Raw genomic sequence first — 24,295 nt, 5'->3', positions numbered from 1 at the left:
AAGATTCGATGAAGCGAATGCTCAATAAAACTAAGCGTATGCTTACGAAGCGAGTTTTGTACGAAGATTAATCGAAGAAGATGAAAAACTTTTAGGAGGACAACTATGGATTCTGCGCTACTTCTTCAGGAAGCGATCAAGGCAAGAGCCAATGCATATATACCGTATTCCCACTTCGGGGTGGGGGCAGCGCTGCTGGATCAGGACGGCAAAGTCCACCACGGCTGCAACATCGAGAATGCCGCTTACGGTCCCACCAACTGCGGGGAGCGGACGGCCATGTTCCGCGCCATTGCGGACGGCCATAAGCCCGGTACCTTCAAAGCTATAGCAGTAGTAGCAGATACGGATGGCCCCGTATCACCTTGCGGCGTCTGCCGCCAGGTGATGGTCGAGCTGTGCGGCCCCGATATGCCGGTCATTCTCGGCAACCTGAAGGGCGATATTGTGGAGACTACGGTCCGTGACCTGCTTCCTGGCGCCTTCGGCCCGGCGGATCTGGCGCAGGGGCAGAGTGCGGAGTGATGGCAGGAGCTAGCGTGTGCGTGCGGGAAGCGTGTGGGTCTAAGCATTGCAACTAATCAACTATTCGCGCCGCAGTCAAGCGTGTTCCCGGAGGTAACCAATAGCGCTGGTGCTCCGAAGTTAACTGTATATTCTACAACTAACTCTCCCCTATTCCCGCCAAAAGTTGATTTAAGTGTAAATTGTACAACTAAATTCATCAGATATCGTCGAAAGTGACGTTGATGAGGAAAATAGATGTATGAATTACAACTAAAGTCTATTTACCGCTGATTTGGAGCGGAATAAGTGTACAAAATACAATTAAGACAGTTGTAGGCATGGCAGGTTAGTTATTGTGGGCATGCCGGGCTAGTTATTGCGAGTGGGCATGGGCAGGATTCGGTGTTCAACAAATTAGTCTTTCCCGCTTCGCAGTCAAGCGTGTTCCCGGTGGGAACGAAAGCGCTCATGCTCCACAGCTCTCTGTCCCGCGCAGCATGCTGGCCACAGCCAATCAAAGGCGCCGCAGTTAAGCGTGTTCCCGCAGGGAACGGCAAGCGCTCATGCTCCACAGCTCCCTGTCCCGCGCAGCATGCTGGCCACCGCCAATCAAATGCGCCGCAGTCAAGCGTGTTCCCGCAGGGAACGAAAAGCGATCCTCCTTCCAAAGTTTCTTGCCGCGCCAAGCGCTGCATCCACGTCAATTCCGGGTGTCCAGAGGGCCGGGGCCCTTGGGGTCCCCCTTGGCGAAGGGGGACTTAGGGGGATCGAAAATCTTTTGAACGCTTTGGAATTAAAGTTTGGACGATTCTAACCACGTAGTAAGGAAGGAAGATCATATGAAATTCAAATCAGGGTTTGTCGCCATTATCGGCAGACCAAACGTAGGCAAATCAACACTCATGAACCAGGTAATCGGCCAGAAGATTGCCATTATGTCGGACAAGCCGCAGACCACACGGAATAAGATTCACGGAGTATACACGGCGAATAACTCACAGATTGTATTCCTGGACACCCCGGGTATCCATAAAAGACAGTCCAAGCTCGGCGATTACATGAATCAGACCGCGATGAGCACGCTGCATGAAGTGGAAGCGGTGTTGTTCCTGGTGGATGCATCTGAGGGAATGGGCGGAGGAGACCGTTTTATCGCGGAACAGCTTGGCAGCATTAAGACTCCGGTCATTCTGGTCATGAACAAGATTGACAAGATTGAGCCGGAAGCGCTGCTGCCGATGATTACGGAGTATAACAAGCTGCATACGTTCGCCGAGATCGTGCCGATCTCAGCCAAGATGGGCAATAATGTCAACACGCTGCTGGAGCAGGTGCAGAAATATCTGCCGGAAGGCCCGCAGTATTATCCGGACGATCAGATTACCGATCACCCCGAGCAGTTCGTCTGCGCGGAGCTGATCCGCGAGAAGATTCTGCATCTGACCCGTGAAGAGGTGCCGCATTCCATCGCAGTGGCGATTGAGGATATGAGCGTGGAACCCAATGGGGTTGTGCATATTTCGGCGGTTATTTTTGTCGAGCGCGATTCCCAGAAGGGAATTATTATCGGTAAGCAGGGAGCGCTGCTGAAGGAAGTCGGACGCCGTGCGCGGACGGATATTGAGAATCTGCTGGGCTCGAAGATTTTCCTGGAATTATGGGTGAAGGTGAAAAAAGACTGGCGTAACCAGGACCGCGTCCTGCGGGATTTGGGCTTCCATAAAGAATGATCACCTCTCAAGCCGCCTCTACTTGGCAGGAATTGCACGGATAGATCCTGGGGCATCGCACATCCTACATCTGAAGAGACATCGTGTTTCCGAAGAAAGGATGAATACGAATGCGGAATTTTTCGTGGAAGTATTTTGCAATGACTGGAGATCTCGATGCGTATTTGCTGTACAGGGAAGCTGGGGATTCGCCCGAGGGCAGCGGAACGCTGCCGGCGGAGGAAGAGATGGCTATCGATGAAGAAGCACAATAAGAACTGGTTGCTTGCCGAGTGGTTGGGGGAAGAGGCATGCTATACAGGGTGGAAGGGATCGTCATCCGCAGCATGGACTACGGTGAAGGGAACGCCATTATTACGCTTTGCACCGAGAACGCCGGTAAAGTAGGGGTTCTGGTGCGGGGCGCCAAGAAGGTCAAAAGCCGTCATGCTGCCCTGATCCAGTTGTTCACAACAGGTGAGTTCGTGTTCTTCCGCAACAACGGTGGACTGGGAACACTCAATGCCGGAGAGATCACGAAGTCCCATCATCCGCTACGTGAGGATCTGGTCAAGGCGGCGTATGCATCGTATGCCTGCGAGCTGCTGGACCGGGTACTGCATGATGAAGAGACTGGCAGCTTCTGGTACCGCCAGCTAACCGCCTGCCTGAATGCACTGGAGGAAGACAAAGAGCCCGGCATTATCAATAATGTATTTGAAATGAAGGTACTGCAGGCTGCGGGTTACGGGCCTCAGCTCGACTCCTGTATCGTCTGCGGCAAAGACAAGCCGGATGAGGAGCTTAGAATGAGTCCCCGTCTGGGGGGAGTTCTCTGCCGCAGCTGCCGGCATAACGATCCGCCGGCCATGGAGATTTCCCCGCGTGCCTTGAAGCTGCTGCGGATCTTCGCGGCGCTGGATCTGACCAGGCTGGGAAATGTTGATGTGAAGCCGGAGACCCGTGCGGAGCTGAAGACCGTCATGCGGGGATTCATGGATATGCAGTTGGGGCTCAGACTGAAGTCCCAGAGCTTCCTGGACCAGCTCGATAAATACAATATTTGACGAATCGCAAATTATCCGTTACTATAAGTTCAGTTTCTTTTATAAGATTGCCGTGTTTGCTCCAGAACTGGAGAGAGTGCGTGGATCGGGAAAGTAGTGGGCGGTATTGTCGCAGCAGCGAGCCGGGGGTAGTGGAAGCCTGGCGGGACGACGTTCATGAACAGGGCACCCGGGAGTACGGAAGCGGCAGCATGAAAAGTGGATTTCGTGATTTTTGCGTAATCAAGTAGGGTGGAACCGCGGGAGAATAGATTTGAGCTCTCGTCCCTATGTCTGTTCATCAGGCATGGGGGCGGGAGCTTTTTGGCTTGTGGCTGTGGGGGACATTCTTCTTCCATCATAGACCGCAGGTACATAGAAGCTGGTGCCGCCTCCATCGCGCAGCAGCAAGAGCCAGTCATAAGCAAGAGGCAGTACACACTTGTAAAGCGAAGGAGCCGGTAGTTATGAACTTTCAGCAGATGATTCTGACCCTGCAGCAGTTCTGGGCAGCCCAGAATTGTATTCTCGTCCAGCCGTATGATACGGAAAAAGGGGCGGGCACGATGAACCCTATGACTTTTTTGCGTTCCCTGGGCCCGGAGCCGTGGAAGGTTGCTTATGTGGAGCCTTCACGGCGCCCGTCTGACGGCCGCTACGGGGAGAACCCGAACCGCCTGTATCAGCATCACCAGTTCCAGGTCATCATCAAGCCGTCCCCGGACAATATTCAGGAGCTGTACCTGGACAGCTTGAAGGCACTTGGCGTAGATCCCCTGCTGCATGATGTGCGGTTTGTCGAAGATAACTGGGAGAATCCGTCCCTGGGCTGTGCGGGTCTCGGGTGGGAAGTGTGGCTGGACGGTATGGAAATTACCCAATTCACCTACTTCCAGCAGGTTGGCGGAATTGAAGCAAGTCCGGTAGCGGTGGAGATTACCTACGGGATGGAGCGTCTGGCCTCTTATATTCAGGATAAGGAGAATGTATTTGACCTGGAATGGGTAGACGGCATGACGTACGGAGATGTTTTCCATCAGCCGGAGGTCGAGCATTCCACGTATACCTTTGAAGTCTCGGATGTCAAAATGCTGTTCAGCTTGTTCAACACCTACGAAGAGGAAGCCCGCAGAGCAATGGAGAATCACCTCGTCTTCCCGGCGTATGATTACGTGCTGAAATGCTCGCATACCTTCAACCTGCTGGATGCGCGCGGCGCGATCAGCGTAACGGAACGCACAGGCTTCATTACGAGAGTACGCAACTTGGCCCGCACCGTAGCGGCGACATATCTGGAGGAACGCGAGAAGCTGGGCTTCCCGCTGCTGAAGAAAGAAGGTGCTGACCATGTCTAAGGATATTCTGTTCGAGATCGGTCTGGAGGAAATCCCTGCACGCTTTATCCGGGCGGCGATGGAGCAACTGAAGGACAGAACGGCGAAATGGCTGGAGGCCTCGCGGATCAGTCATCAGGGCGTCAGTGCATATGCAACACCGCGCCGCCTTGCCGTACTGGTGAAGGATGCCGCTGAGCGGCAGGAGGATGTAAGCGAAGAGGTTAAAGGACCGTCACGCAAAATCGCACTGGATGCCAGCGGCGAATGGAGCAAGGCTGCACTGGGCTTTGCCCGCAGTCAAGGAGCCACGCCGGAGCAATTCACGTTCAAGGAACTGGCAGGAGTTGAATACATCTATGTGACCAAGAGCAGCACCGGCATTGAGACAGCCTCACTTCTCTCTGAAGGCTTGGCTGGCATTGTCAGCAGCATGACCTTCCCGAAAAATATGCGTTGGGGCGCTTATGATTTCAAGTTCGTGCGTCCGATCCGCTGGATGGTGGCTCTCTTTGGCCAAGAGATCATTGACCTTTCGATTACCGGAGTCAAGGCTGGCAATGTGAGCCGTGGCCACCGTTTCCTTGGTGAAGAGGCTGTGATTACGGAGCCTGCTGCATACGTTGAAGCCCTGCGCAGCCAGCATGTGCTGGTGGATGTGAAGGAGCGCGAAGAACTGATTCTAAGCGGTATTCATAAGCTTGCGGAAGAGAAGAACTGGAAGATTGCGATCAAGGAGGATCTGCTGGAAGAGGTCCTGTTCCTGGTAGAGACGCCGACTGTGCTGTTCGGTACCTTTGATCCGGCCTTCCTGAATATTCCGCAGGAGGTGCTGATCACCTCGATGCGTGAGCATCAGCGTTACTTCCCGGTGTTTGGTGAAGACGGCAAGCTGTTGCCGTTCTTCGTAACGGTACGTAACGGGAACGCGGTATCGCTGGATGTCATCGCCAAGGGGAACGAGAAGGTGCTGCGCGCCCGCTTGTCGGATGCCAAATTCTTTTATGAAGAAGACCAGAAGCTACAGATTAACGATGCTCTGGCCAAGCTGGAGAATATCGTCTACCATGAAGAGCTGGGCAGTGTAGGGGACAAAGTGCGCCGTATCCGTGCCATCGCTGACCGCTTGGCTGTGAAGCTTGAGCTGTCTTCAGAGGCAGCTGCGGAAGTGAGCCGTACAGCGGATATTTGCAAATTCGATCTGGTGACCCAGATGGTAGGGGAATTCCCTGAACTGCAAGGCACGATGGGTGAGGATTATGCCCGTAAGGCCGGGGAAACAGAGCAGGTGTCCAAAGCGGTCTTCGAGCACTATCAGCCGCGCTTCGCCGGAGATGCCGTTCCTTCTACACAGGCAGGTCTTGTAGTCAGCCTTGCTGATAAAATCGATACGATTGTCGGCTGCTTCTCCATCGGAATTATTCCAACCGGCTCCCAGGACCCGTATGCTCTGCGCCGTCAGGCGGCAGGCATTGTCCAGATCGTGCTGGAGCATCAGCTGAGCCTAAGCCTGAAGGAGATTTTTGCAGCGGCACTGGAAGTACATGGAAGTTCCCGTGCAGAGAAACATTTCACCCCTGAACTGCGTATAACCCTGTATGAGTTCTTCGGTCTGCGTGTCAAACGTCTGTTAGCCGACAACAATGTACGCTATGATGTTGTGGATGCAGCGCTTGCGGCAGGCTTCGATGATATCGTTGATGTAGTAAGCAGAAGTCTGGCTTTGATGAATGCTGTAACCGATCTGGCTGATTTCAAAACCACTGTGGATTCACTGACCCGTGTCAGCAATCTGGCCGCCAAAGCTCCGGAAGGTGTAATTATCGACCCGGCCCTGCTTAAGGAAGAAGCGGAACAGAAGCTGTATGCGACTTGGCAGAGTATTCATGAGCCTTACCGCACTGCCCTTGCTTCCAGACATGCTGCTGAAGCCCTGCAGATTCTGTCGGGACTTGAAGCAGCAGTTACCGGATTCTTCGATTCTGTAATGGTTATGGCCGAAGACGAAGCCGTCCGCTCGACCCGTCTGGCGCTGCTGGCTGGCATTCATACCGACTCCAAGTTGTTTGCTGATTTCGGCAAGCTGGTGTGGTAGTTCAGGCAGCTTTTAAGTAATGTTTGCGATTTTATGGTATAGATCGAGGGTTTAGGGTATAAATATACGGAACGGTGCCAATGCGTAGTTGACATTCGTTCCGTATTTATGCTTTACGAAAGAAGGATTTTTGACCATAGGGAGCGTAATATATATTACACAGGAATTTGGTGAGGCTGAACTTGGGAATTTCCCGGCTAAGGAAGATTGTTGTGGACGGTGATGCTTGTCCGGTTAAGCAGGAGATTATTACCGTGGCGCGCAGGTTCGGGCTTCCGGTGCTGATGGTCTCTTCCTATGATCATGTGCTGCGGGCGGAAGAAGGCGTTACGGTGGTTCAGGTGGACCGCGGGGCAGACAGTGCCGACCTCTATATCGCCAATCATATTTCTGCAGGAGATGTCGTAATTACGCAGGATTATGGACTGGCGGCGCTGGCGCTGGGCAAACGCTGCCTTGCTCTTTCGAACCGGGGCCAGGAATATGAGAATTCTACCATGGATTTTATGCTGGAGAGCAGGCATGCCAAGGCGGTTGAACGCAGGCGCGGGAACTATTCCAAGGGTCCCAAAGCGATTACCGCAGAGGAAAAAAATCTTTTTCAACATAAACTGACAAAACTTTTAACAATTTTGCAGGAGAATGTCCAGCTATAGCGAATTATATTTAACTGTATAAGAGATGAAGGTGGCTAATGTGGCTAGCGGACATGGTCCTATTCCCGAAGAGGTTATCGAGAACGTGCTGGCGCGGCATGATATTGTCGATACAGTCAGCAAGGTTGTCCATTTGTCCAAGCAGGGTAAATATTTATGGGGCCTCTGCCCGTTCCATTCGGAGAAGTCCCCTTCCTTCACTGTAACCCCTGACCGGGGAGTCTTTCATTGTTTTGGCTGCGGTATGGGCGGAAATGCCATCAAATTCAGGATGGAAATCGAAGGATTATCCTTCCCCGAAGCAGTCAGAATCATGGCGGAAGAGAGTGATATCCCTGTTCCTGAGGGGAGAGGCGGGGCGCTGGCTGCCCCCGATCCTGAGCGGGACCGGCTGATTCAGGCGTATGAATTATCGGCGAAGTTTTATCATTTTTTGCTGAAGAACACGGAATACGGCACTGCCGCCATGGATTACTTAAGAACCCGGGGGTTCAGCGACAAAATGATTGACCAGTTCCAGATCGGCTACGCGCCGGACCGCTGGGATACGCTGCTGCAGTTTCTGGAGAAGCGCAGCTTCGATCTCGCCGAGATGGAGAAGGGCGGACTATTGTCTGCCAGAGGGGAAGGCAAAGGATATCTGGACCGCTTCCGCGGCCGGGTTATTTTTCCGATTGCGAACCGCATGGGTAAGACGATCGCCTTCGCCGGACGCATTCTCGGGGAGGGGCAGCCGAAGTATTTGAACTCTCCCGAGAGCCGGTTATTCAACAAAAGCCGTATTCTGTACAATCTGCACCAGTCCAAAGCATCCATCCGCAAAACGCGGCAAATCGTCCTGTTCGAGGGATACGGTGATGTCATTTCGGCGTGGGAGGCAGGTGTACAGAACGGGGTAGCCACGATGGGAACCTCGCTCACTGAGGGTCATGTGGCCCTGATGAAGAGCCTTGGAGATGAGATCGTGCTTGCCTATGATGGAGATAAGGCTGGACAAGCTGCCGCCCTTAAGGCCATTCCTATCCTGGAAGCCAGCGGACTGCGGGTCAAAGTAGCACTGCTTCCAAGCGGCCTCGACCCGGATGAATTCATCTCCCGGCATGGCGGGGACAGATTCAGGGAACAGGTGATTGACTCTGCTGTGTCTTCCATCAAATTTAAGCTTATATATCTGAAAAAAAACCATATACTCCTAGAGGAAGACGGCAAAATTGCCTATGTCAAGGAGGCTCTGGAGATTATCGCCGGGCTCCCTTCTTCAACGGAGCGGGAGGTATACTTGCGGGAAATCGCCTCCGAGCTTGAGCTGTCCTATGACAGTCTGAAGCAGGATTGCAATTTACTTCGTGCCTCCATGCAAAAAAACAACCCCGAAGGGGATAATAACGACAATAGGTGGAATAATGGTAGGCATAAAAAAGGGCAAGTGCAGACACCTACGTTGCTGCCTGCTTACCATGTTGCGGAACGGCGCCTGTTATCCTTAATGATTCAAGACCCGGAAGCAGCGGCCTATGTGGGTGAACGGCTCGGGGAAGAGTTCAATATTGATGATCATGCGGCAATCGCCGCTTATCTATATGCTTATTATGCGCAAGGCAAACCACCCGGCATCAGCCGGTTTCTATCATCGCTTCAGGACGACCGTCTGGAGAAGACCGCAACGGCCATCTCCATGATGGATACCCCTCCGGACTGGAATACGCAGGTTCTGGACGATTGTATTCGTGAAGTGCGGAAGTATCCTCTGCAGCGCAAAATTGAACCCAAGCGTGAAGAGATGATTCAGGCGGAGAAATCCGGTGACTTTTTGCGTGCAGCACAAATAGCAAGTGAAATTTTAGCCCTAGAGAGACAATGAGCTGTTGACAGGATGTACCTAGGGAGGAGGGAGTCGAATTATGGCGAACGATCAGCACACTGAACTGGAAGCGGAATTTACTCTGGATCAGGTTAAGGATCAGCTTATTGATCACGGGAAGAAAAGATCATCACTTAATTACAAAGATATCATGGAGAAATTGTCGCCATTCGATCAGGACCCCGAGCAGATGGAGGAATTCTACGAGCAGCTGAGCGATCTGGGGATCGAGGTTGTCAATGAGAACGATGAAGAGGTGAACAGCCTTCGTCCAAGCGAAGACAATGAGGACAAAGAAGGTGACGACTTCAGCTTTGACGATGATCTGTCGCTGCCTCCGGGTATCAAGATTAACGACCCCGTCCGGATGTACTTGAAGGAAATCGGCCGCGTGCCGCTGTTATCGGCTGACGATGAAGTGGAACTGGCGATGCGAATCAAGAATGGTGATGAGGAAGCGAAGCGGAGACTGGCAGAAGCGAACCTGCGGCTCGTGGTCAGTATCGCCAAGCGTTATGTCGGACGCGGCATGCTGTTCCTGGATCTGATTCAGGAAGGCAACATGGGTCTGATCAAGGCAGTTGAGAAGTTTGACCATAATAAGGGCTTCAAGTTCAGTACCTATGCGACCTGGTGGATTCGTCAGGCGATTACGCGTGCGATTGCCGACCAGGCGCGTACAATCCGTATTCCGGTGCATATGGTTGAAACCATCAACAAGCTGATCCGGGTCTCCCGCCAATTGCTGCAGGAGCTGGGACGCGAGCCATCGCCGGAAGAGATTGCAGCGGAGATGGAGCTTACCGTTGAGAAGGTTAGAGAGATCATGAAGATTGCCCAGGAACCGGTATCGCTGGAAACACCAATCGGTGAGGAAGATGATTCGCATCTGGGAGATTTCATTGAGGACCAGGAGGCGCTGGCGCCTGCCGATGCAGCGGCGTATGAGCTGCTGAAGGAACAGCTGGAGGATGTGCTGGACACGCTGACTGAGCGTGAAGAGAATGTGCTCCGCCTGCGCTTCGGACTGGATGACGGACGGACGAGAACCCTTGAGGAAGTGGGCAAGGTGTTCGGCGTAACCCGCGAGCGGATTCGCCAGATCGAAGCCAAAGCGCTTCGTAAGCTGCGCCATCCTAGCCGCAGTAAGCGGCTGAAGGATTTCCTCGAATAGACCTTACAACCGGGACCTTCTGCTGCACGGTGGCAGGAGGTCCTATTATGTTGTCAAGGGGATTCACCAATGCTGTAGCCCCGACATGTGCGGGAGCTTGTAATGAAGTGAAGGCAAGTTCTGGAAAGAGGGATGCCGGTTGAGCCTGGAGAAACGTGATACTATATTAAGAGAAATTCAATATTGGAGAAGAAGCAAGCTTCTGCCGGAGCAATACTGTGACTTCCTGACCAACCTGTATGATGATCAGGCAGAGACGGAGGACAGCAATCCGGTATCGTTACGGAATCTCCAGCAGGGAAGCATCAAAATTTGGCTGTTTGGTTTTGGAATTATTTCCTTGATTTTCTTGATTAGTCTTTATTTTAGCGTTTTTCCCTGGCCTTTGCAACTTGCTACAGCGCTCAGCGTCCTAATTATTTGTTATGGATATTCAGCGATTTACCTGAACCGCAACAAGACAATCAGTCTGATGCTGGCGGGGATCGGCAGCATTTTAACGTTGGGATTCGGATTATGGCTGATTGAGCTGCATAAGCTGGATGCTGATTTTTGGACACCGCTGCTGATTGCGGCCTGCGGGCTGCTGTGGTGTGTGCTTGGTTTTTTTCTGCGTATCGGACTGCTTCATTTCTGCGGATATGCCTTCTGGGCTCTGCTCTATGCAGGCTTCTTCGGACATGTCCGGCCGGACGCCTCTCTGCTGGAGCTGGAGCTGCTCTGGCTTCCGCTGTGTGTGCTTATGATCTGGATGAGCTGGTTGATGTATCACAAGGTTAGCGGGGTCTCAGGGGTGTACCTTGGGGCTGGTGTGGCTCTCTGGCTGATGCCGGAGGTGGACGCGCTATGGCTCAGAGGAGGATTCCCGGAATGGACCTCGCTTATAATAATACTGAAGATTGCAGTGGGCCTTGCGCTGCTGTTCCTCTTCAGAAAAAAATGGATAACGTGGGTGGCCTCATGAACAACGTAAAATTATCAGACCGGCTTCAGCTGCTGCTGGAGCAGGTCCCTGCGGGCAGCAGACTTGCCGATATCGGCTCAGATCATGCTCTGCTGCCAGTTGCCGCTGTGAAGAGCGGCCGTGTGCCTTCGGCTATTGCCGGAGAAGTAAATCCGGGACCCTATGAAGCGGCGCTTCGTGGTGTTGCGGAAGCAGGACTCGGTGCAAAGATCGCGGTACGGCGCGGAGACGGGCTGGAGGTGCTGGAGCCGGGGGAAGCGGACTGTATTACCATTGCAGGAATGGGCGGCTCGCTGATCGCGGCCATTCTGGAACGCGGGCAGAAGGTTGGCAAGCTGGCAGGGGTGAAGACGCTCGCGTTACAGCCCAATGTAGGCGAGGATATTCTGCGCCGCTGGCTGCTGCGGAGCGGCTGGGTGCTGGTCTCGGAGCATATTTTGGAGGAAGACGGCAAAATCTATGAAATCCTGACCGCTGTCCCTGAGGGTGCTGAAGCGGCGGGGACGAATGAAGAGCTGTACAGCGAACGTCTGCTTGCCGGAGGGAAGATGGCTCTTGATCAGGCGCTGCTGCTCGAGATGGGACCGTTGCTGCTGCAAGCGCCAAATGAAGTGTTCGCTGCTAAATGGCAGGGTGAAATCTCCAAGCTGGAGAGCATCCTGGCCTCACTTGCACGTTCGGAGCTGGGGGCGGCTGAGGAGAAGAGCAGCAGAATCAAGCTTCAGATTAAACGGATTGCGGAGGTGCTGGAATGTTTGCCAAAGGACAGACCGTAATTGGATATATGGAGCAGCTTGCCCCAAAGCATCTGGCTGAGGAATGGGATAATGTCGGTCTTCAGGTCGGCAGTCTCCAGAAGGAAATCACCGGGGTGCTGGTGGCACTGGATGTCAATGAGAGCATTGTGGATGAGGCGATTACCAAGGGCTGTAATCTGATTATTGCCCATCATGCGGTGATTTTCCGGCCGATCAAAGGGATCCTGACGGATACCCCGGCAGGCCGCTTATATGAGAAGCTGATCAAAAACGACATTGCCGTGTACATCAGCCATACGAATCTGGATGTGGCCGAAGGTGGAATGAACGACTGGATGGCTGATGCGCTGGGTATTGAGAATGGTGCACCGATCAAGGATATTCATACCGAGCAGCTGTCCAAGCTGGTTGTATTCGTGCCGAAGGATCATCACCAGAAGGTGCTGGATGCCATTCTGAACGCCGGAGCAGGCTGGATCGGCAATTACAGCCATTGCAGCTTCAATATTGAAGGCTATGGCACCTTCATTCCGCAGGAGGGCACGGCCCCGTACATTGGCACGCCAGGCAAGCTGGAGCGGGCTGAAGAAGTCCGCATCGAGACAATTGTGCCCCATACGATCCGTAACAAGGTGGTACAGGCCATGCTGAAGGCTCACCCGTATGAAGAGGTGGCTTATGACCTGTATTCCATGGACCTCAAGGGACGCAGCCTTGGACTTGGAAGAGTGGGGAAGCTGAAGGAGCAGGTGACGCTTGGCGAATTCATCGAGACAGTCAAACGCGGGCTGGATGTGGAGAGCGTGCGGGTGGTTGGAGATCTGGACCGCAAGATCCGCAAGGCGGCAGTCATGGGCGGGTCCGGTGCCAAGTATTACAGCAGCGCTATCTTCAAGGGAGCGGATGTGCTGGTGACCGGCGATATCGATTACCATACGGCACAGGATGCGCACCTCGCAGGAATCGCCTTGATCGATCCGGGCCATAATGCGGAGAAGATCATGAAGGTGAAGGTAGCGGAGTATCTCGCCGGCAAGCTGACGGAGCACAAGTACGGCACGGCAGTGCATGCCTCGCAGCCGGATACCGAGCCTTTTATATTCCTGTAGGCCGTCATTATTTGCACTTGTGCACTAGGCGGCATATCTGTATAATATACAATGTTGTTTCGGAAAGTTTGACAGACAATCGCCGGTATGCGTGAGAGCGCATGCGGGAGGAAAGTCCGGGCTCCACAAGGCAGGGTGCTGGATAACGTCCAGTCGGCGCGAGCTGAAGGATAGTGCCACAGAAATGGACCGCCGATGGCCGCTTTCGGGCGGCACAGGCAAGGATGGAACCGAGGTGTAAGAGACCCCGAGGAACGCTGGTGACTTCGTTCCTGGTAAACCCCATCTGGAGCAAGACCTAATGAGACGCAGCCGCTTCCCTAACCGGAAGCCGCAGCCTTCGCCTGAGGCGTGTCTAGGTTGGTCGCTGGAGCTGTGCAGTAATGTATGGCCTAGATAGATGATTGTCGCTTATGGTGGGAGGGTAGTTCCCGTCTGAACCACAACGAGCACAGAACCCGGCTTACGGCAAACTTTCCTAACTGACAACTTTAATAAGACATTACAGTAATCACAATTTCTGCATAATAAGACGGCGGCCTCCTGAGGGGGGCCGCCTTTTTGTATGAAAACGTAGAGGTGAACTGAATTATAGAGACAACACACGCTCCTCATACCGGGACAGCGCGGTGGTCAAACGCTGCACCGCGAGCGGTAGCAGTTCCGGCCGGGTATGGGTGAAATTCAGGCGCATCGTGTTCTTCATGGGCTGCTCCGAATAGAAAACTTCGCCCGGAACGAAGGCAACCCCTTGCTCCACGGCCAGCGGCAGCAGCTCGGCGGTATGAATCCGGGCCGGCAGGCTCAGCCACAGGAACATGCCGCCGCGCGGCTCCAGGAAGGATGTGTCCTGCCAGCTTTGCGAAGCCAGCTCTGCCGAGAGCAGCTTCATCCGTGACTTGTATTCCCGGGAGACCAGCCGGATATGGGCTTCAAGGTCGAAGGACAGCAGCAGCTCATGCAGGGCGCGCTGATCGATGGTGCTGGAGTGCAAATCGGCGGCTTGCTTGGCTCTGGCGATCATTGTGACCAGCCCGGCGGGGCCAACGATCCAGCCTGTCCGCAGTCCCGGAGCTACGATCTTGGAGAAAGTACCTGTATAGACCACGCAGGTATCCCCGCCCTGATTCCTGTCGATGGCTGCGAGGGCCTTAGGGTAGGCTTCTGGGGATTCATCGAACCTAATCTCTCCGTAAGGATTATCCTCCAGTATCAGCACGCCGTATTTCCGGCATAGCTCCACCACTTGCTCACGGCGTGCCCTGCTCCAGGTTGCGCCTGAAGGATTGTTGAAGGTGGGAACGGCGTATAACAGCTTAGGGCGGTGCACTCGAAGCTGCTCTTCGAGATGCTCTGGCAGCAGCCCGTCCTCATCGCTCTTTACAACATGGATGTCTGCACGGTACGAGCCCAGTACCTGCAAGGCGGCCAGATAGGTCGGTGCCTCTACAAGTACGGTGTCTCCCGGATCAAGCAGAATTCTGCATAGCAAATCTATGGCCTGCTGGGAGCCGGTAGTGAGGATCATTTCCTCGGTGGAGACAGGGATGCCCTGTTGCCCCAGTCTGGCGGCAATCTGTTCACGCAGCGGAAAATAGCCTTCTGTCAGTCCATATTGCAGCGCAGAGCTGTCGCCGCTCAGAACGCGGCTGTAAGCCTCCCGGATTGCTTCTGCCGGAAACAGCTCTTCGGCAGGCAGCCCGCCGGCAAGCGAGATGATGTCCTTACCCTGTGTGATCTTAAGGATATCGCGGACTGCGGAGGACCCCAGGTGGTTCGTCATATCCGCATAGTTGATCTTCATATTCATGCTCCCTGCTATTCTGAATTTTGTAGTATCATAACGGTATAGCGGTATAACAGTAAAGCGGTAAATATAACAGTTAGGAGGCGGCAGACCATGCATATTGATTTACTCCGCAGCGGAGACAAATCGCTGCCCCGGCAGATTAGTGAGACGATCGCACAGCGGATCACCTCGGGTCTGCTCCAGCCGGGCACACAGCTGCCGTCCGTTAGAGGTCTGTCTTCCTCCTTGAATGTAAGCCAGGTAACGGTAAGCAAGGCTTATGCTGACCTGGAGCTGCGCGGACATATTCTGTGCAGCCAGGGCAAGGGCTGTTATGTAGCAGAACGGGACCGAAGCAGGCAAGTGGCAGAGGCGGGGTCGGGGTGGCAGGACGGCTATGATGACTATCTGCCAAGGGCCCAGCTATGGCGTAATTTCGATTATTCAGAGGTGGACTATCCCTTTCATCTGGCCTCCATCCACAGCAGTTTGCTCCCACTGGGACCTATTGGCACGACCATGGCAACACTTGTGAAGGAGCAGCCTGAGCTGATGGCCACCTACGGTAATTTTCAAGGAGACCCGGAGCTGCGCGAGGTGATGCGCAGGCACCTGCAGAGCCGGGGAATCCAGCTGGGCGCCAGTGATTTGATGATCACAAGCGGCGCACAGCAGGGGATCGATCTGGTCGCCCGGACCTTTGTCGGTCCGGGGGATACGGTGTATCTGGAGGCACCCAGCTATACTGGGGCGATAGATGTTTTTGCAGGGCGGGGGGCTGAGATGATCTTCGTTCCGATGGACGGGGACGGAATGCGGGTGGACCGGCTTACCGCAATGTGTGACCGGAGGCCGCCTAAGCTCATCTATACCAATCCGACCTTCCAGAATCCGAGCGGGGTCACCATGAGCATGCCAAGAAGACAGCGCCTGCTGGAGCTTGCCCGCAGCTACCGCTGTCTCATTGTGGAGGATGATCCGTTCAGTGACCTGTACTTCCATCAGCCGCCCCCGGCGTCCATTAAATCGCTGGATACCGCCGGACATGTAGTCTACATGAAGAGCTTCAGCAAAGTTCTCGCCCCCGGCTGCCGGATCGCCTGTGTCGCCGCTCAGGGCAATATCCTCTCCCGGCTGATCGCCGCCAAGTCGGCCAGTGATCTGGGCAGTCCGCTGCTGACCCAGCGGGCTGTACTGCCCTTCATCGAGCGCCAGTATGACGAGTACGCAGCGAAGCTGCGGTCAGCGCTGCGTGTCCGCCAGGAGGCGGCAGCGAGGCTGCTGAAGCAGTATGCTCCGGCCGGGGTAACCTGGCAACTGCCGGGGGGAGGGCTGAATCTGTGGCTGCAGCTGCCGGAATCCCCTGCAATTGAGGAGCTCCACACTCTCGCCGAGCAGGAAGGGATCTCCTTCCTGCCGGGCGATGTCTGCTATGCCGGGGATATACCCTCCAGGCATATCCGCTTAAGCTATTCGCAGCTGACGCAGGAGGGGATGGAGCGCGGACTCCGCAAGTTCCTGCTGCTGTTGGAACGGCATCTGCACTCTTAGCAGCTTATTGTATAGAATCCAGCTGTTTGCCGACCTGCTGCGGGAACAGCTGGAGCGGAACCTGGCCTCCTCCTGCGGCCTGCAGGGTACGGTAGATATCCACCTGGCCCCAGCCGTAATACTTATCATGGCCAGCGGTGCCCAGATCGATGGCATTAGAGGTCAAGAGCGCGGTCACTTCCTTGTTCGTCAGCGCAGGGTTCAAGGAGCGCACCAGTCCGGCCAGCGCCGCTACATGGGGACTGGCCATCGAGGTGCCGGATAACGCAGCATACTGATTATCGGGATAGGTGCTGGCAATGCTCTCCCCGGGTGCAGCCACATCGATGTAGTCCCCGTAATTGGAGAAGGAAGCACGCTCTCCCGCCGCATTCGTTGCGGCGACTGCAATCACCTCTTCGTAGGCTGCGGGATATCCCGGCCGCTCCGTATTGTCATTGCCGGAAGCGGAGACAATCACCACATCCCGGTCATAGGCATACTTAATTGCATCATGCAGAAACTGCGAGTCGGCATAGTTGCCCAGGCTGAGATTAATCACCTTAGCCCCCTGATCTGCCGCCCAGATAATGCCTTCGGCCACCGAATAGGTGGTGCCTGCCCCGGAATTATCCAGCGCTTTTACCGGAAGGATCTTGTTATACCAGCTGATGCCGGCGACCCCTTCTTCATTATTGGTTAACGCTCCAATGATGCCGGCCACATGGGTGCCATGTCCGACATCGTCGTCCGGCGTGCTGCCGCTCGTAATCGCATTGTAGCCCTTGAGCAGCTGCCCCTTCAGATCCGGGTGGTTCGCTTGAACACCGGTATCCACAACGGCGATTACGATCTCCTTGCTGCCCTTGGACAGATTCCAGCCCTGCGGGGTTTCAATCGCCGGCAGATTCCACTGGTAAGTGGAGAAGAGCAGGTCATTGGGCGTAATTACATTCGCTCCCGGATTTTCGCTGACCGCATCATTGGTTAAGTACATATAGTGAGGCTCTGCGTACAGCGGATGCCACTTATTGGCGAAGTAGGTCTTGAGCTGGGAGTAACTCATCTTGTCCGACCGGAAAATATAAGCATACCCCAGCTTGCGCGGCTCCTTGCAGCGGATATCGGCGGCGATGGTCTGAAGCTGTGCCGCAGTGGGATGTCCGTTCGGGAAGCGGACGACAATCTCATTCTCGTAGTAATGGCTGGCGTTCTCATTGTCATGTCCGGTCTTGACTGTGATGTCCTTCAAGGTATCGGCGTGGACAGATTCTATCCGGTACTTGCCTTCCTTCGGGTACGGAATGAGCCGCAGATTCTTGAGCTGATGCAGTGCAACGCGGTCCAGAATCTTCTGGTTAATCAGGGCGATGACAGCCATTTGACCCTCCCGGTTACGCTGGGCTACGAAATAATACTTTTTGTCGCCGATGATGAACGAGGGGGATTCATAGGACTGGTGGCCTTTGATCGCAGATTTGGCGGTGTTCAGATAATGAAGCAGCTGTTTATTCTCCTGATCGGTTCCTTCGGGCAGAGAAGATTTGAAGGTAGTTGTCTTACGGGTGTTGAAATCAACCAGCATCAGCATGGTAATATGCCCGTGCCCCTGTTGAAGGCTCTGCGCATATGCTGAGATAGCTTCAGGCGAAGCGTGATGCATATCGGCCAGCAGGGTGCTCAGATGTCTGTTTACATCGACGCGGTTCAGCTTGTCAGTGGCCGTTACATCCTGCAAAAGGGTGGTTTTCTTAATCACTTTTTCCTGAGAGGGATTAGGCACAGATGCTTGCTGAAGGGTACCGCCGCCGCCTTCCGGCCGCAGGGCGAAGGTGAGCAGCAGTACGGTCAGCGGGGCAGTAACTATACCGGCGACGGTTAAATTTTTACGTGACATGATTTCCGCTCCATTCCTCGTGGTTTCATATACCTGTTAGAGTTCGGAGCTGAAGCCGGTTTTATGCATCTTACGAAAAGGCTACCGCCGTCCTTGGTTTTATGTTAATATCAAAAAGAAAGCGCCTTCCGGGGCGTGTACTGCTCTTTCCAGAAGCAGGATTCTTCTCCGCTAGCAGTACGGTGGAGGCTTAGGAGATTTTGTGATACTATCAAGAGAGTACAACTGCAATGTCTAAGTGTCATTAACAACTACTAATGCAAGGAACAATAAGGGGGAGCAACCGCCATGTCAGCAGCCAATGTGCAGAAATTGTGTGAATCGACGAGAGAGAAGCTTAAATCCGTTATCGAAAAAATGGAACTGTTCCTGAATGAGCATGCACTGCCGCAGCTTGTTACCGAAGAGGATGAAGAAACGCTGCATTTTTATCGGGGGTTCTTGTCCGATCTCCGCCATCTGCTGGTGTTCTCGGAAATGTCTTATGAGAAGCTTGGGCTTGCACTGCGCCGCGCTACCTTCGATGAACCTTTTGCGCAAAAAGCGCTATATAATGTATATCATCTTGGAGTTAATAACTTCTTCTATCCTAAGAATGAGAGTTATTCGGAGGATGGACGTTACGCCTATACCGGGCAAGATGCGATCCGTTTCCGCAAGAAGCCAGTGCGTCCGGCACGCGATATCATTATGGAGATCACCAAGGTCTATGAGGAACTGCGTGATGATCTGACTTATTATGAGAATGATTATTTGACGGAGAAGCGGATGCAGAATCAGCTGTAATTGATTGTCAGGTCTATAATCTTTTTTCTGTAAAAGGCTGTCCCAACTGCCGACATGGCTGCTTGGGGCGGTCTTTTTGTTATTTCTGGTGAGCAGCCTTCAGCCGCATAGCCAATTTCCCTGGCGGGCATAATACATGGCGAGGTGATCATTATGACAAACGCCAAACCGCTTGTGAAATGTAGTGTGAGCAACTGTCATTTTTGGGGAGAACAGAACCTGTGCCGTGCCGAGGAAATTGTCATTGAGATCGATCAGCATGCAGGCAGCCGTTACATGGAGGAATACGCAGAGGAGATGACGGCGGGTAATCATCATGATCATGCCGGAACCTCGTCCGCAACCTGTTGTCTGACGTTCAAGCCGAACGCCTGAGAAGGAGGCCCTTATGGATAATCCGAATGATGAACCCAAAGTGGACCGTTCCGCCCGCAGAAAGGTAATTTTGCGCCCGCGCAGCAGAGTCGATTACCCCCGCCGGGACAGAAGCCACAATGAGGAGTATGCAGCCGAGCTCAGCCCGCTCCCATCGCAGCTTCAGAGCACGATGGAACGGAGCGGCGAAGCTCAGCGGACGACGGGTGGCGTGAGCGAGGGAGAAGACAAGAGAATCGGCTATATAGGCCTGGGCTTCGGTGTTGTCTCCTTATTCATCTGGTCCATTATATTGGGGCCAATTGCCGCGGTTCTGGGGTATTATGCGTATGCCAGAGGACAAAAATCAGCCGGGGCCTGGTCAATGGGTCTGGGGATTGTATCCACTTTAAGCTATTTTGTCTTAATTCCTTTTGCCCGTTAGAGCCGGCTGAATCCACACATCCGATTTCCAAAACAGGCTATCAGACCTAACTATGCAGGTCTGAGGTCTGTTTTTTCGCTTAGGCATATAGTAATTGCTGATAATAAATAGTAAAGTTCAAATATAAGACTTCGTGTGAAAGAGGGAATGGATGCATGTCAATCAATGCCGCTGGACCAAGCGGTCAGTTGAAATGGGTAGACTTAAGAAGCTCAAGCATGAAGCGTGAGGATACCAAAGCGAACCCCGGAGTGACCGGTTCCTCGGCGGCAGCGTTCACCGCGATGCTTCAGCAGGCGACGGGGACGTCTCAAACCACTGACAACAGCAATAAAAGCACATACGTTGCTCTTGCAGGTACCTCTTCGATGGATAATCTGCTGTGGCAGCAGCTTGGGGAAGCAGCAGCGTCCAATAGCGGCATTTCCGGGGAAATAACGCAGACCGTGCCGACGGATTATGAACAGCTGATTCAGACTGCCAGCGCGAAATATGGCGTTCCGGTTGATCTGATCAAGGCGGTTATTGATACGGAATCCTCCTTCAATCCGAATGTTGTATCTTCTGCCGGTGCCAAAGGACTGATGCAGTTAATGGACGGAACAGCGAGCGGCCTGGGTGTCTCCGATCCCTTCGATCCTGCCCAGAGCATTGACGGCGGCGTCCGATATCTCTCGTACCAGCTTAAGCGGTATGACGGACAGGAGAAGATGGCGCTGGCCGCCTATAATGCCGGGCCGGGCCGGGTGAACAAGCTTGGAGTCAGCAGCGATGCTGAGCTTATGGCGAACCTCTCTGAGCTTCCGAAGGAGACTCAGGCTTACATTGCCAAAATAGAACGCGCCCGCGCGCAATTCGCGGTATAATATAAGGATCAAACGGAATCTGCACCCTGCTTCTTTTGCGGGTCGGGCCGTTTGATCCTTTTTGCAACATATAAGCAGTTATGAATTCTACTCAACAAAGGAGAAGGCCGATATATGCTGTATTGGGATTACGCCGCTGCTGCCCCTCCCTATGAGGAGGTAGTGCAGACACTGGAGCAGGTGATGAGGAAGCACTTCGCCAACCCCTCTTCCCTGCACCGGGCGGGAGAAGAGGCGGACAAGCTGATTAAGCGGGCGCGCGAGGTGTGTGCAGCTGCGCTTGATGTGCTGCCGCAGGAAATTATATTCACCTCGGGTGCTACCGAGAGCAACAATCTGGCGGTCAAAGGGGCTGCACTGCAGTATCAGAGCAGGGGGCGGCATATTGTGACCACGGAGCTGGAGCATCCTTCCGTCTACGAGAGCTGTCTTCAGCTACAGAAGCTGGGTTGGGAGGTTACCTTCGTAGCTCCTAATCCTCAGGGAGTGGTCGAACCTTCGCGGATTGCCGCTGCGGTCCGGCCGGATACGGTGCTCGTCAGTGTGATGCATGTGAATAATGAGATCGGCACGGTTCAGCCGCTGCGCGAGATCGGACAACAAGTCAAGGCGGTGAACCGCCGGACGTTATTCCATGTTGACGGCGTGCAGGGCTACGGGAAGCTTGAGGTTGAACTTAAGGCCTGGCAGGCAGATCTGTACAGCCTGTCTGCACATAAATTACGCGGGCCGCGCGGGACGGGAATTCTCTATGTGAGAGAAGGGGTGACGTTGTTTCCCTTGTTGACTGGCGGTTCCCAGGAACAAGGTAAGCGCGCCGGGACAGAGAATGTGCCGAATATTGTAGCTTCAGCCAAGGCCATGCGGATGAGCGGGGAACAGCGGGAGGCATTCAGCGCCCGGATTCGTCCGCTCAAGGCGCAGCTGGAGAAATATATAGCAGGGATACCGGAGCTTGTACTGAACAGTAGTAGGGACGGGGCGCCGCATATTGTCCACTTCTCTTACCCCGGCATGAAGGGGGAAGTCTTGGCCCGCAGGCTGGAGGAGCTTGGGATGGCGGTCGCCACACGCTCCGCCTGTTCCTCGCGTCTGGCCGAGCCGAGCCGGATTCTGCTGTCGATGGGCAGGGATACCGCTGCTGCGCTTGGCGGCATACGGATCAGCCTGGGGGACAGTCATACGCAGCAGGACGTGAGCCGGCTGGAACAGGCGCTGCTGGCAGCCGTCCAATCCTTGAAGATTGCAGAAGGAGGCATGAAATAACCAATGACAACAAGAGAGACAGGTAGCGGAGCACAGAATGCAGGATACGCAAGCAGCATGGACTATGCCGATATGCTCCTGCTGCGCTTCGGAGAGTTCATCCTGAAAGGAAAGAACCGCAGCCGGTTCGAGAAGACCGTACTGCGGCATGTGAAGGAGATGGTGAAGCCGTATCCGAATGTGAAGCTGACCCGGGAATTCGGGCGGATCTACGTCGAATTGAACGGTGAACCCGCAGGAGAATTAACGGAGGCGCTCGTAAAAGTATTCGGGATCGCCTCGATTAGCCCGGTGAAGGTCTCCCGGCCGGAATTTGAGGATATTCTTGCGGCCAGCCAGACCTTCCTCCACCTTATTGCTCCGGCAGCGGGAACCAGCTTCAAGGTTAGCGCGCGCCGGGTGTGGAAGGGCTTCCCTTACGGCTCTATAGAGATGAATAAGCTTATAGCTACACCGCTGCTGCAGGGCTATCCGGGGCTGCTTGTAGATGTGAAGTCTCCCGATTTGGAGCTGAAGATTGAGATTCGAGAAGGTCATACTCTTATTTTCTGCGAGAATATTGCCGGAGTCGGCGGCTTCCCTCTGGGAACGAACGGCAAAGCTATGCTGCTGCTCTCCGGCGGGATCGACAGTCCGGTGGCTGGCTGGTCATCCATGCGCAGGGGGCTGGAGGTAGAGTGCATCCACTTTTACAGCTATCCTTATACGAGTGAGCTTGCCCGCCAGAAGGTTGTAGATTTGACGCGTATCTTGTCGCGTTATGCCGGTGTAATTAAGCTGCATCTGGTTCCGTTTACGGAGGTGCAGACCTCTTTTACCGGGATCGGGCAGGATAATCTGATTATTACGCTGATGCGCCGGGCTATGCTGCGGATTGCTACCGCCCTTGCGGAGAAGGAGGGGGCGCTTGCGCTGATTACCGGCGACAGTCTGGGCCAGGTGGCCAGCCAGACTCTGCCCAGTATGAATGTGATCGGGCGTGCAACGGCTCTGCCGCTGCTGCGTCCGCTGGTGATGATGGACAAGAGTGAGATCGTGGAGCTCTCGAAGACCATAGGTACGTATGACTTGTCCATTCTGCCATATGAAGATTGCTGTACACTGTTCGTGCCCAAATCGCCGACAACGAATCCGAATATGCGGATTGTAGACAAGATTGAAGCGACGCTGCCAGGCTATCAGGTCTTACTTGATACGGCGGTTGCCGGAACCGAGACCGTACTCATTACACCTTATGGCAACGAGAAGCCGGAGGACTTAGTACCGGCACAGGCAGGCCTTCAGGAAGAGTGGTTCTGAAGAGCGGGGTCCGTCCGGCGGCGCTTCCAGTGTCCCGCAGCCAGGATACCGGCAATTACTGCGGCGATGAACAGAATGTGCAGCAGCGGATGTGCCTTGAAGTAAGGGGCAATAACCTTCTCGCCGGAAATCATAGTGGAGGCTGTGAAGCCGAGTACGCCTGACCCGAGATAGATAATCCATGGATATCTGTTGATTAACCGGATAAACAGGGTACTTCCCCAGACCACAATAGGCACACTGATCAGCAGTCCCAGCACCACTAACGTAATATTATGATTCGCTGCACCGGCAACAGCAATGACGTTGTCCAGTCCCATGGCTGCGTCTGCTATCACAATCGTCCGAACAGCTGCCCACAGAGTTCCACCGGCCTGAATATCCGTCTCTGCACTGCCGCCGGACAGCAGCTTATAGGCTATAAGGATCAGCAGTAGCCCGCCTATCGCCAGCAGCCATGGAATCTTTAGCAGCCACACCACAAGAATCGTCGCGATGATTCTCAGGATCACTGCACCGCCTGTGCCAAGCAGAATCGCCTGCTTCTGCCGCTTTCCTTGCAGGTTCCGCGCGGCCAGGCCGATGACGATGGCATTGTCGCCCGCCAGAATAAGATCGAGGAACACAATATTTAGCAGAGATAATATGAAATCCGCAGCGGATGTATTCATCCCGGGTCACTCCTATAGGTTTGATAGCTTGCAGTCCTCTTGCAGCCAGTCAGGCCGGAGACTATAGATATACGCTGCAATCAGGCCGTACATGCACAGTTTCTGAAATAGCGGGACAAGAAGCATAGCTTGTCGCCCCCCGGCATACATGTAGATACATGGAGTTCAGGGAGGCTGAG

General features: G+C 54.0%; 22 protein-coding genes and 1 other RNA gene. 20 read left to right on the top strand and 3 right to left on the bottom strand.

All coding sequences use genetic code 11. The annotated features are described in order from the left end of the window. The first annotated feature begins 105 nt into the window (after positions 1-105). The 13 genes from NYE24_RS11665 (at position 106) to rnpB (ending at position 13,694) form a co-directional block, all read left to right on the top strand. Positions 106-525 carry a cytidine deaminase gene (locus NYE24_RS11665; RefSeq protein ID WP_036690287.1) on the top strand — a complete coding sequence of 140 codons (420 nt, stop codon included), beginning with the start codon at positions 106-108 and terminating at the stop codon, positions 523-525. An 821-nt stretch (positions 526-1,346) separates the two neighbouring features. Then, entirely contained in the window at positions 1,347-2,237 is an 891-nt protein-coding gene (era, locus tag NYE24_RS11660) for a GTPase Era (protein ID WP_036690285.1), read from the top strand. A 110-nt stretch (positions 2,238-2,347) separates the two neighbouring features. Further along, positions 2,348-2,491 carry a YqzL family protein gene (locus NYE24_RS11655; protein ID WP_076154224.1) on the top strand — a complete coding sequence of 48 codons (144 nt, stop codon included), beginning with the start codon at positions 2,348-2,350 and terminating at the stop codon, positions 2,489-2,491. Between the two features lie 36 nt (positions 2,492-2,527). Then, positions 2,528-3,283 carry a DNA repair protein RecO gene (gene recO, locus NYE24_RS11650; protein ID WP_341026386.1) on the top strand — a complete coding sequence of 252 codons (756 nt, stop codon included), beginning with the start codon at positions 2,528-2,530 and terminating at the stop codon, positions 3,281-3,283. Between the two features lie 446 nt (positions 3,284-3,729). Next, a complete protein-coding gene (glyQ, locus tag NYE24_RS11645; protein ID WP_036690280.1) occupies positions 3,730-4,617 on the top strand; it encodes a glycine--tRNA ligase subunit alpha in 888 nt (295 codons plus the stop codon). Continuing rightward, a complete protein-coding gene (gene glyS / locus NYE24_RS11640) occupies positions 4,610-6,691 on the top strand; it encodes a glycine--tRNA ligase subunit beta (protein ID WP_036690278.1) in 2,082 nt (693 codons plus the stop codon). The genes glyQ and glyS overlap by 8 nt, the downstream gene beginning before the upstream one ends. A gap of 167 nt (positions 6,692-6,858) precedes the next feature. Further along, positions 6,859-7,347, top strand: a complete 489-nt coding sequence (locus tag NYE24_RS11635; protein WP_342478722.1) for a YaiI/YqxD family protein — start codon at positions 6,859-6,861, stop codon at positions 7,345-7,347. A 40-nt stretch (positions 7,348-7,387) separates the two neighbouring features. After that, a complete protein-coding gene (gene dnaG / locus NYE24_RS11630) occupies positions 7,388-9,208 on the top strand; it encodes a DNA primase (protein ID WP_036690274.1) in 1,821 nt (606 codons plus the stop codon). Between the two features lie 40 nt (positions 9,209-9,248). Further along, positions 9,249-10,382, top strand: coding sequence for an RNA polymerase sigma factor RpoD (rpoD, locus tag NYE24_RS11625; protein ID WP_036690273.1), 1,134 nt, complete (start codon positions 9,249-9,251; stop codon positions 10,380-10,382). Positions 10,383-10,521: 139 nt separating this feature from the next. Next, entirely contained in the window at positions 10,522-11,346 is an 825-nt protein-coding gene (locus tag NYE24_RS11620) for a hypothetical protein (protein WP_342478721.1), read from the top strand. After that, on the top strand, positions 11,343-12,122 hold the full coding sequence (locus tag NYE24_RS11615) for a class I SAM-dependent methyltransferase (protein ID WP_076154228.1): 780 nt from the start codon (positions 11,343-11,345) through the stop codon (positions 12,120-12,122). The genes NYE24_RS11620 and NYE24_RS11615 overlap by 4 nt, the downstream gene beginning before the upstream one ends. Then, positions 12,098-13,213 (top strand): Nif3-like dinuclear metal center hexameric protein, encoded by a 1,116-nt coding sequence (locus NYE24_RS11610; RefSeq protein WP_341026381.1) that lies wholly within the window; start codon positions 12,098-12,100, stop codon positions 13,211-13,213. The genes NYE24_RS11615 and NYE24_RS11610 overlap by 25 nt, the downstream gene beginning before the upstream one ends. 63 nt (positions 13,214-13,276) lie before the next feature. Further along, positions 13,277-13,694, top strand: an RNA gene (rnpB, locus tag NYE24_RS11605) — RNase P RNA component class A. Positions 13,695-13,802: 108 nt separating this feature from the next. Here the strand turns inward: rnpB and NYE24_RS11600 are convergent. Next, on the bottom strand, positions 13,803-15,017 hold the full coding sequence (locus NYE24_RS11600; RefSeq protein ID WP_342478720.1) for a PLP-dependent aminotransferase family protein: 1,215 nt from the start codon (positions 15,015-15,017) through the stop codon (positions 13,803-13,805). A 96-nt stretch (positions 15,018-15,113) separates the two neighbouring features. On the opposite strand from NYE24_RS11600, the gene NYE24_RS11595 reads away from it, so the two are divergent. Then, complete coding sequence (locus NYE24_RS11595) at positions 15,114-16,553, top strand: PLP-dependent aminotransferase family protein (protein WP_036690265.1); 1,440 nt, start codon at positions 15,114-15,116, stop codon at positions 16,551-16,553. A 4-nt stretch (positions 16,554-16,557) separates the two neighbouring features. Here NYE24_RS11595 and NYE24_RS11590 read toward each other — a convergent pair whose 3' ends face one another. Then, complete coding sequence (locus tag NYE24_RS11590; RefSeq protein WP_342478719.1) at positions 16,558-18,429, bottom strand: S8 family peptidase; 1,872 nt, start codon at positions 18,427-18,429, stop codon at positions 16,558-16,560. 288 nt (positions 18,430-18,717) lie between these two features. On the opposite strand from NYE24_RS11590, the gene NYE24_RS11585 reads away from it, so the two are divergent. The 6 genes from NYE24_RS11585 to thiI all read left to right on the top strand — a co-directional run bounded on the left by NYE24_RS11585 (position 18,718) and on the right by thiI (position 23,445). Continuing rightward, positions 18,718-19,215: a YpuI family protein gene (locus tag NYE24_RS11585; RefSeq protein ID WP_036690261.1), complete on the top strand. Its 498-nt coding sequence runs from the start codon at positions 18,718-18,720 to the stop codon at positions 19,213-19,215. A gap of 150 nt (positions 19,216-19,365) precedes the next feature. Then, positions 19,366-19,590, top strand: coding sequence for a DUF1540 domain-containing protein (locus NYE24_RS11580; RefSeq protein ID WP_143804207.1), 225 nt, complete (start codon positions 19,366-19,368; stop codon positions 19,588-19,590). Positions 19,591-19,603: 13 nt separating this feature from the next. Continuing rightward, positions 19,604-20,014, top strand: coding sequence for a hypothetical protein (locus NYE24_RS11575; protein WP_051493115.1), 411 nt, complete (start codon positions 19,604-19,606; stop codon positions 20,012-20,014). A 155-nt stretch (positions 20,015-20,169) separates the two neighbouring features. Continuing rightward, complete coding sequence (locus NYE24_RS11570; RefSeq protein ID WP_342478718.1) at positions 20,170-20,880, top strand: lytic transglycosylase domain-containing protein; 711 nt, start codon at positions 20,170-20,172, stop codon at positions 20,878-20,880. Positions 20,881-20,994: 114 nt separating this feature from the next. Then, positions 20,995-22,146 (top strand): cysteine desulfurase family protein, encoded by a 1,152-nt coding sequence (locus NYE24_RS11565; protein WP_342478717.1) that lies wholly within the window; start codon positions 20,995-20,997, stop codon positions 22,144-22,146. A gap of 57 nt (positions 22,147-22,203) precedes the next feature. Continuing rightward, positions 22,204-23,445 (top strand): tRNA uracil 4-sulfurtransferase ThiI, encoded by a 1,242-nt coding sequence (gene thiI, locus NYE24_RS11560; RefSeq protein WP_342479230.1) that lies wholly within the window; start codon positions 22,204-22,206, stop codon positions 23,443-23,445. Here thiI and NYE24_RS11555 read toward each other — a convergent pair. Continuing rightward, positions 23,427-24,116 carry a TerC family protein gene (locus tag NYE24_RS11555; RefSeq protein WP_036690254.1) on the bottom strand — a complete coding sequence of 230 codons (690 nt, stop codon included), beginning with the start codon at positions 24,114-24,116 and terminating at the stop codon, positions 23,427-23,429. The two genes, thiI and NYE24_RS11555, sit on opposite strands and share 19 nt — an antisense overlap. Positions 24,117-24,295: the final 179 nt, after the last annotated feature.

The organism is Paenibacillus sp. FSL H7-0350 (assembly GCF_038593195.1).
Taxonomy (GTDB): Bacteria; Bacillota; Bacilli; order Paenibacillales; family Paenibacillaceae; genus Paenibacillus_AQ.
The sequence above is the reverse complement of the archived record's forward strand: the minus strand, read 5'-3'. Positions and strand labels throughout refer to the sequence as shown.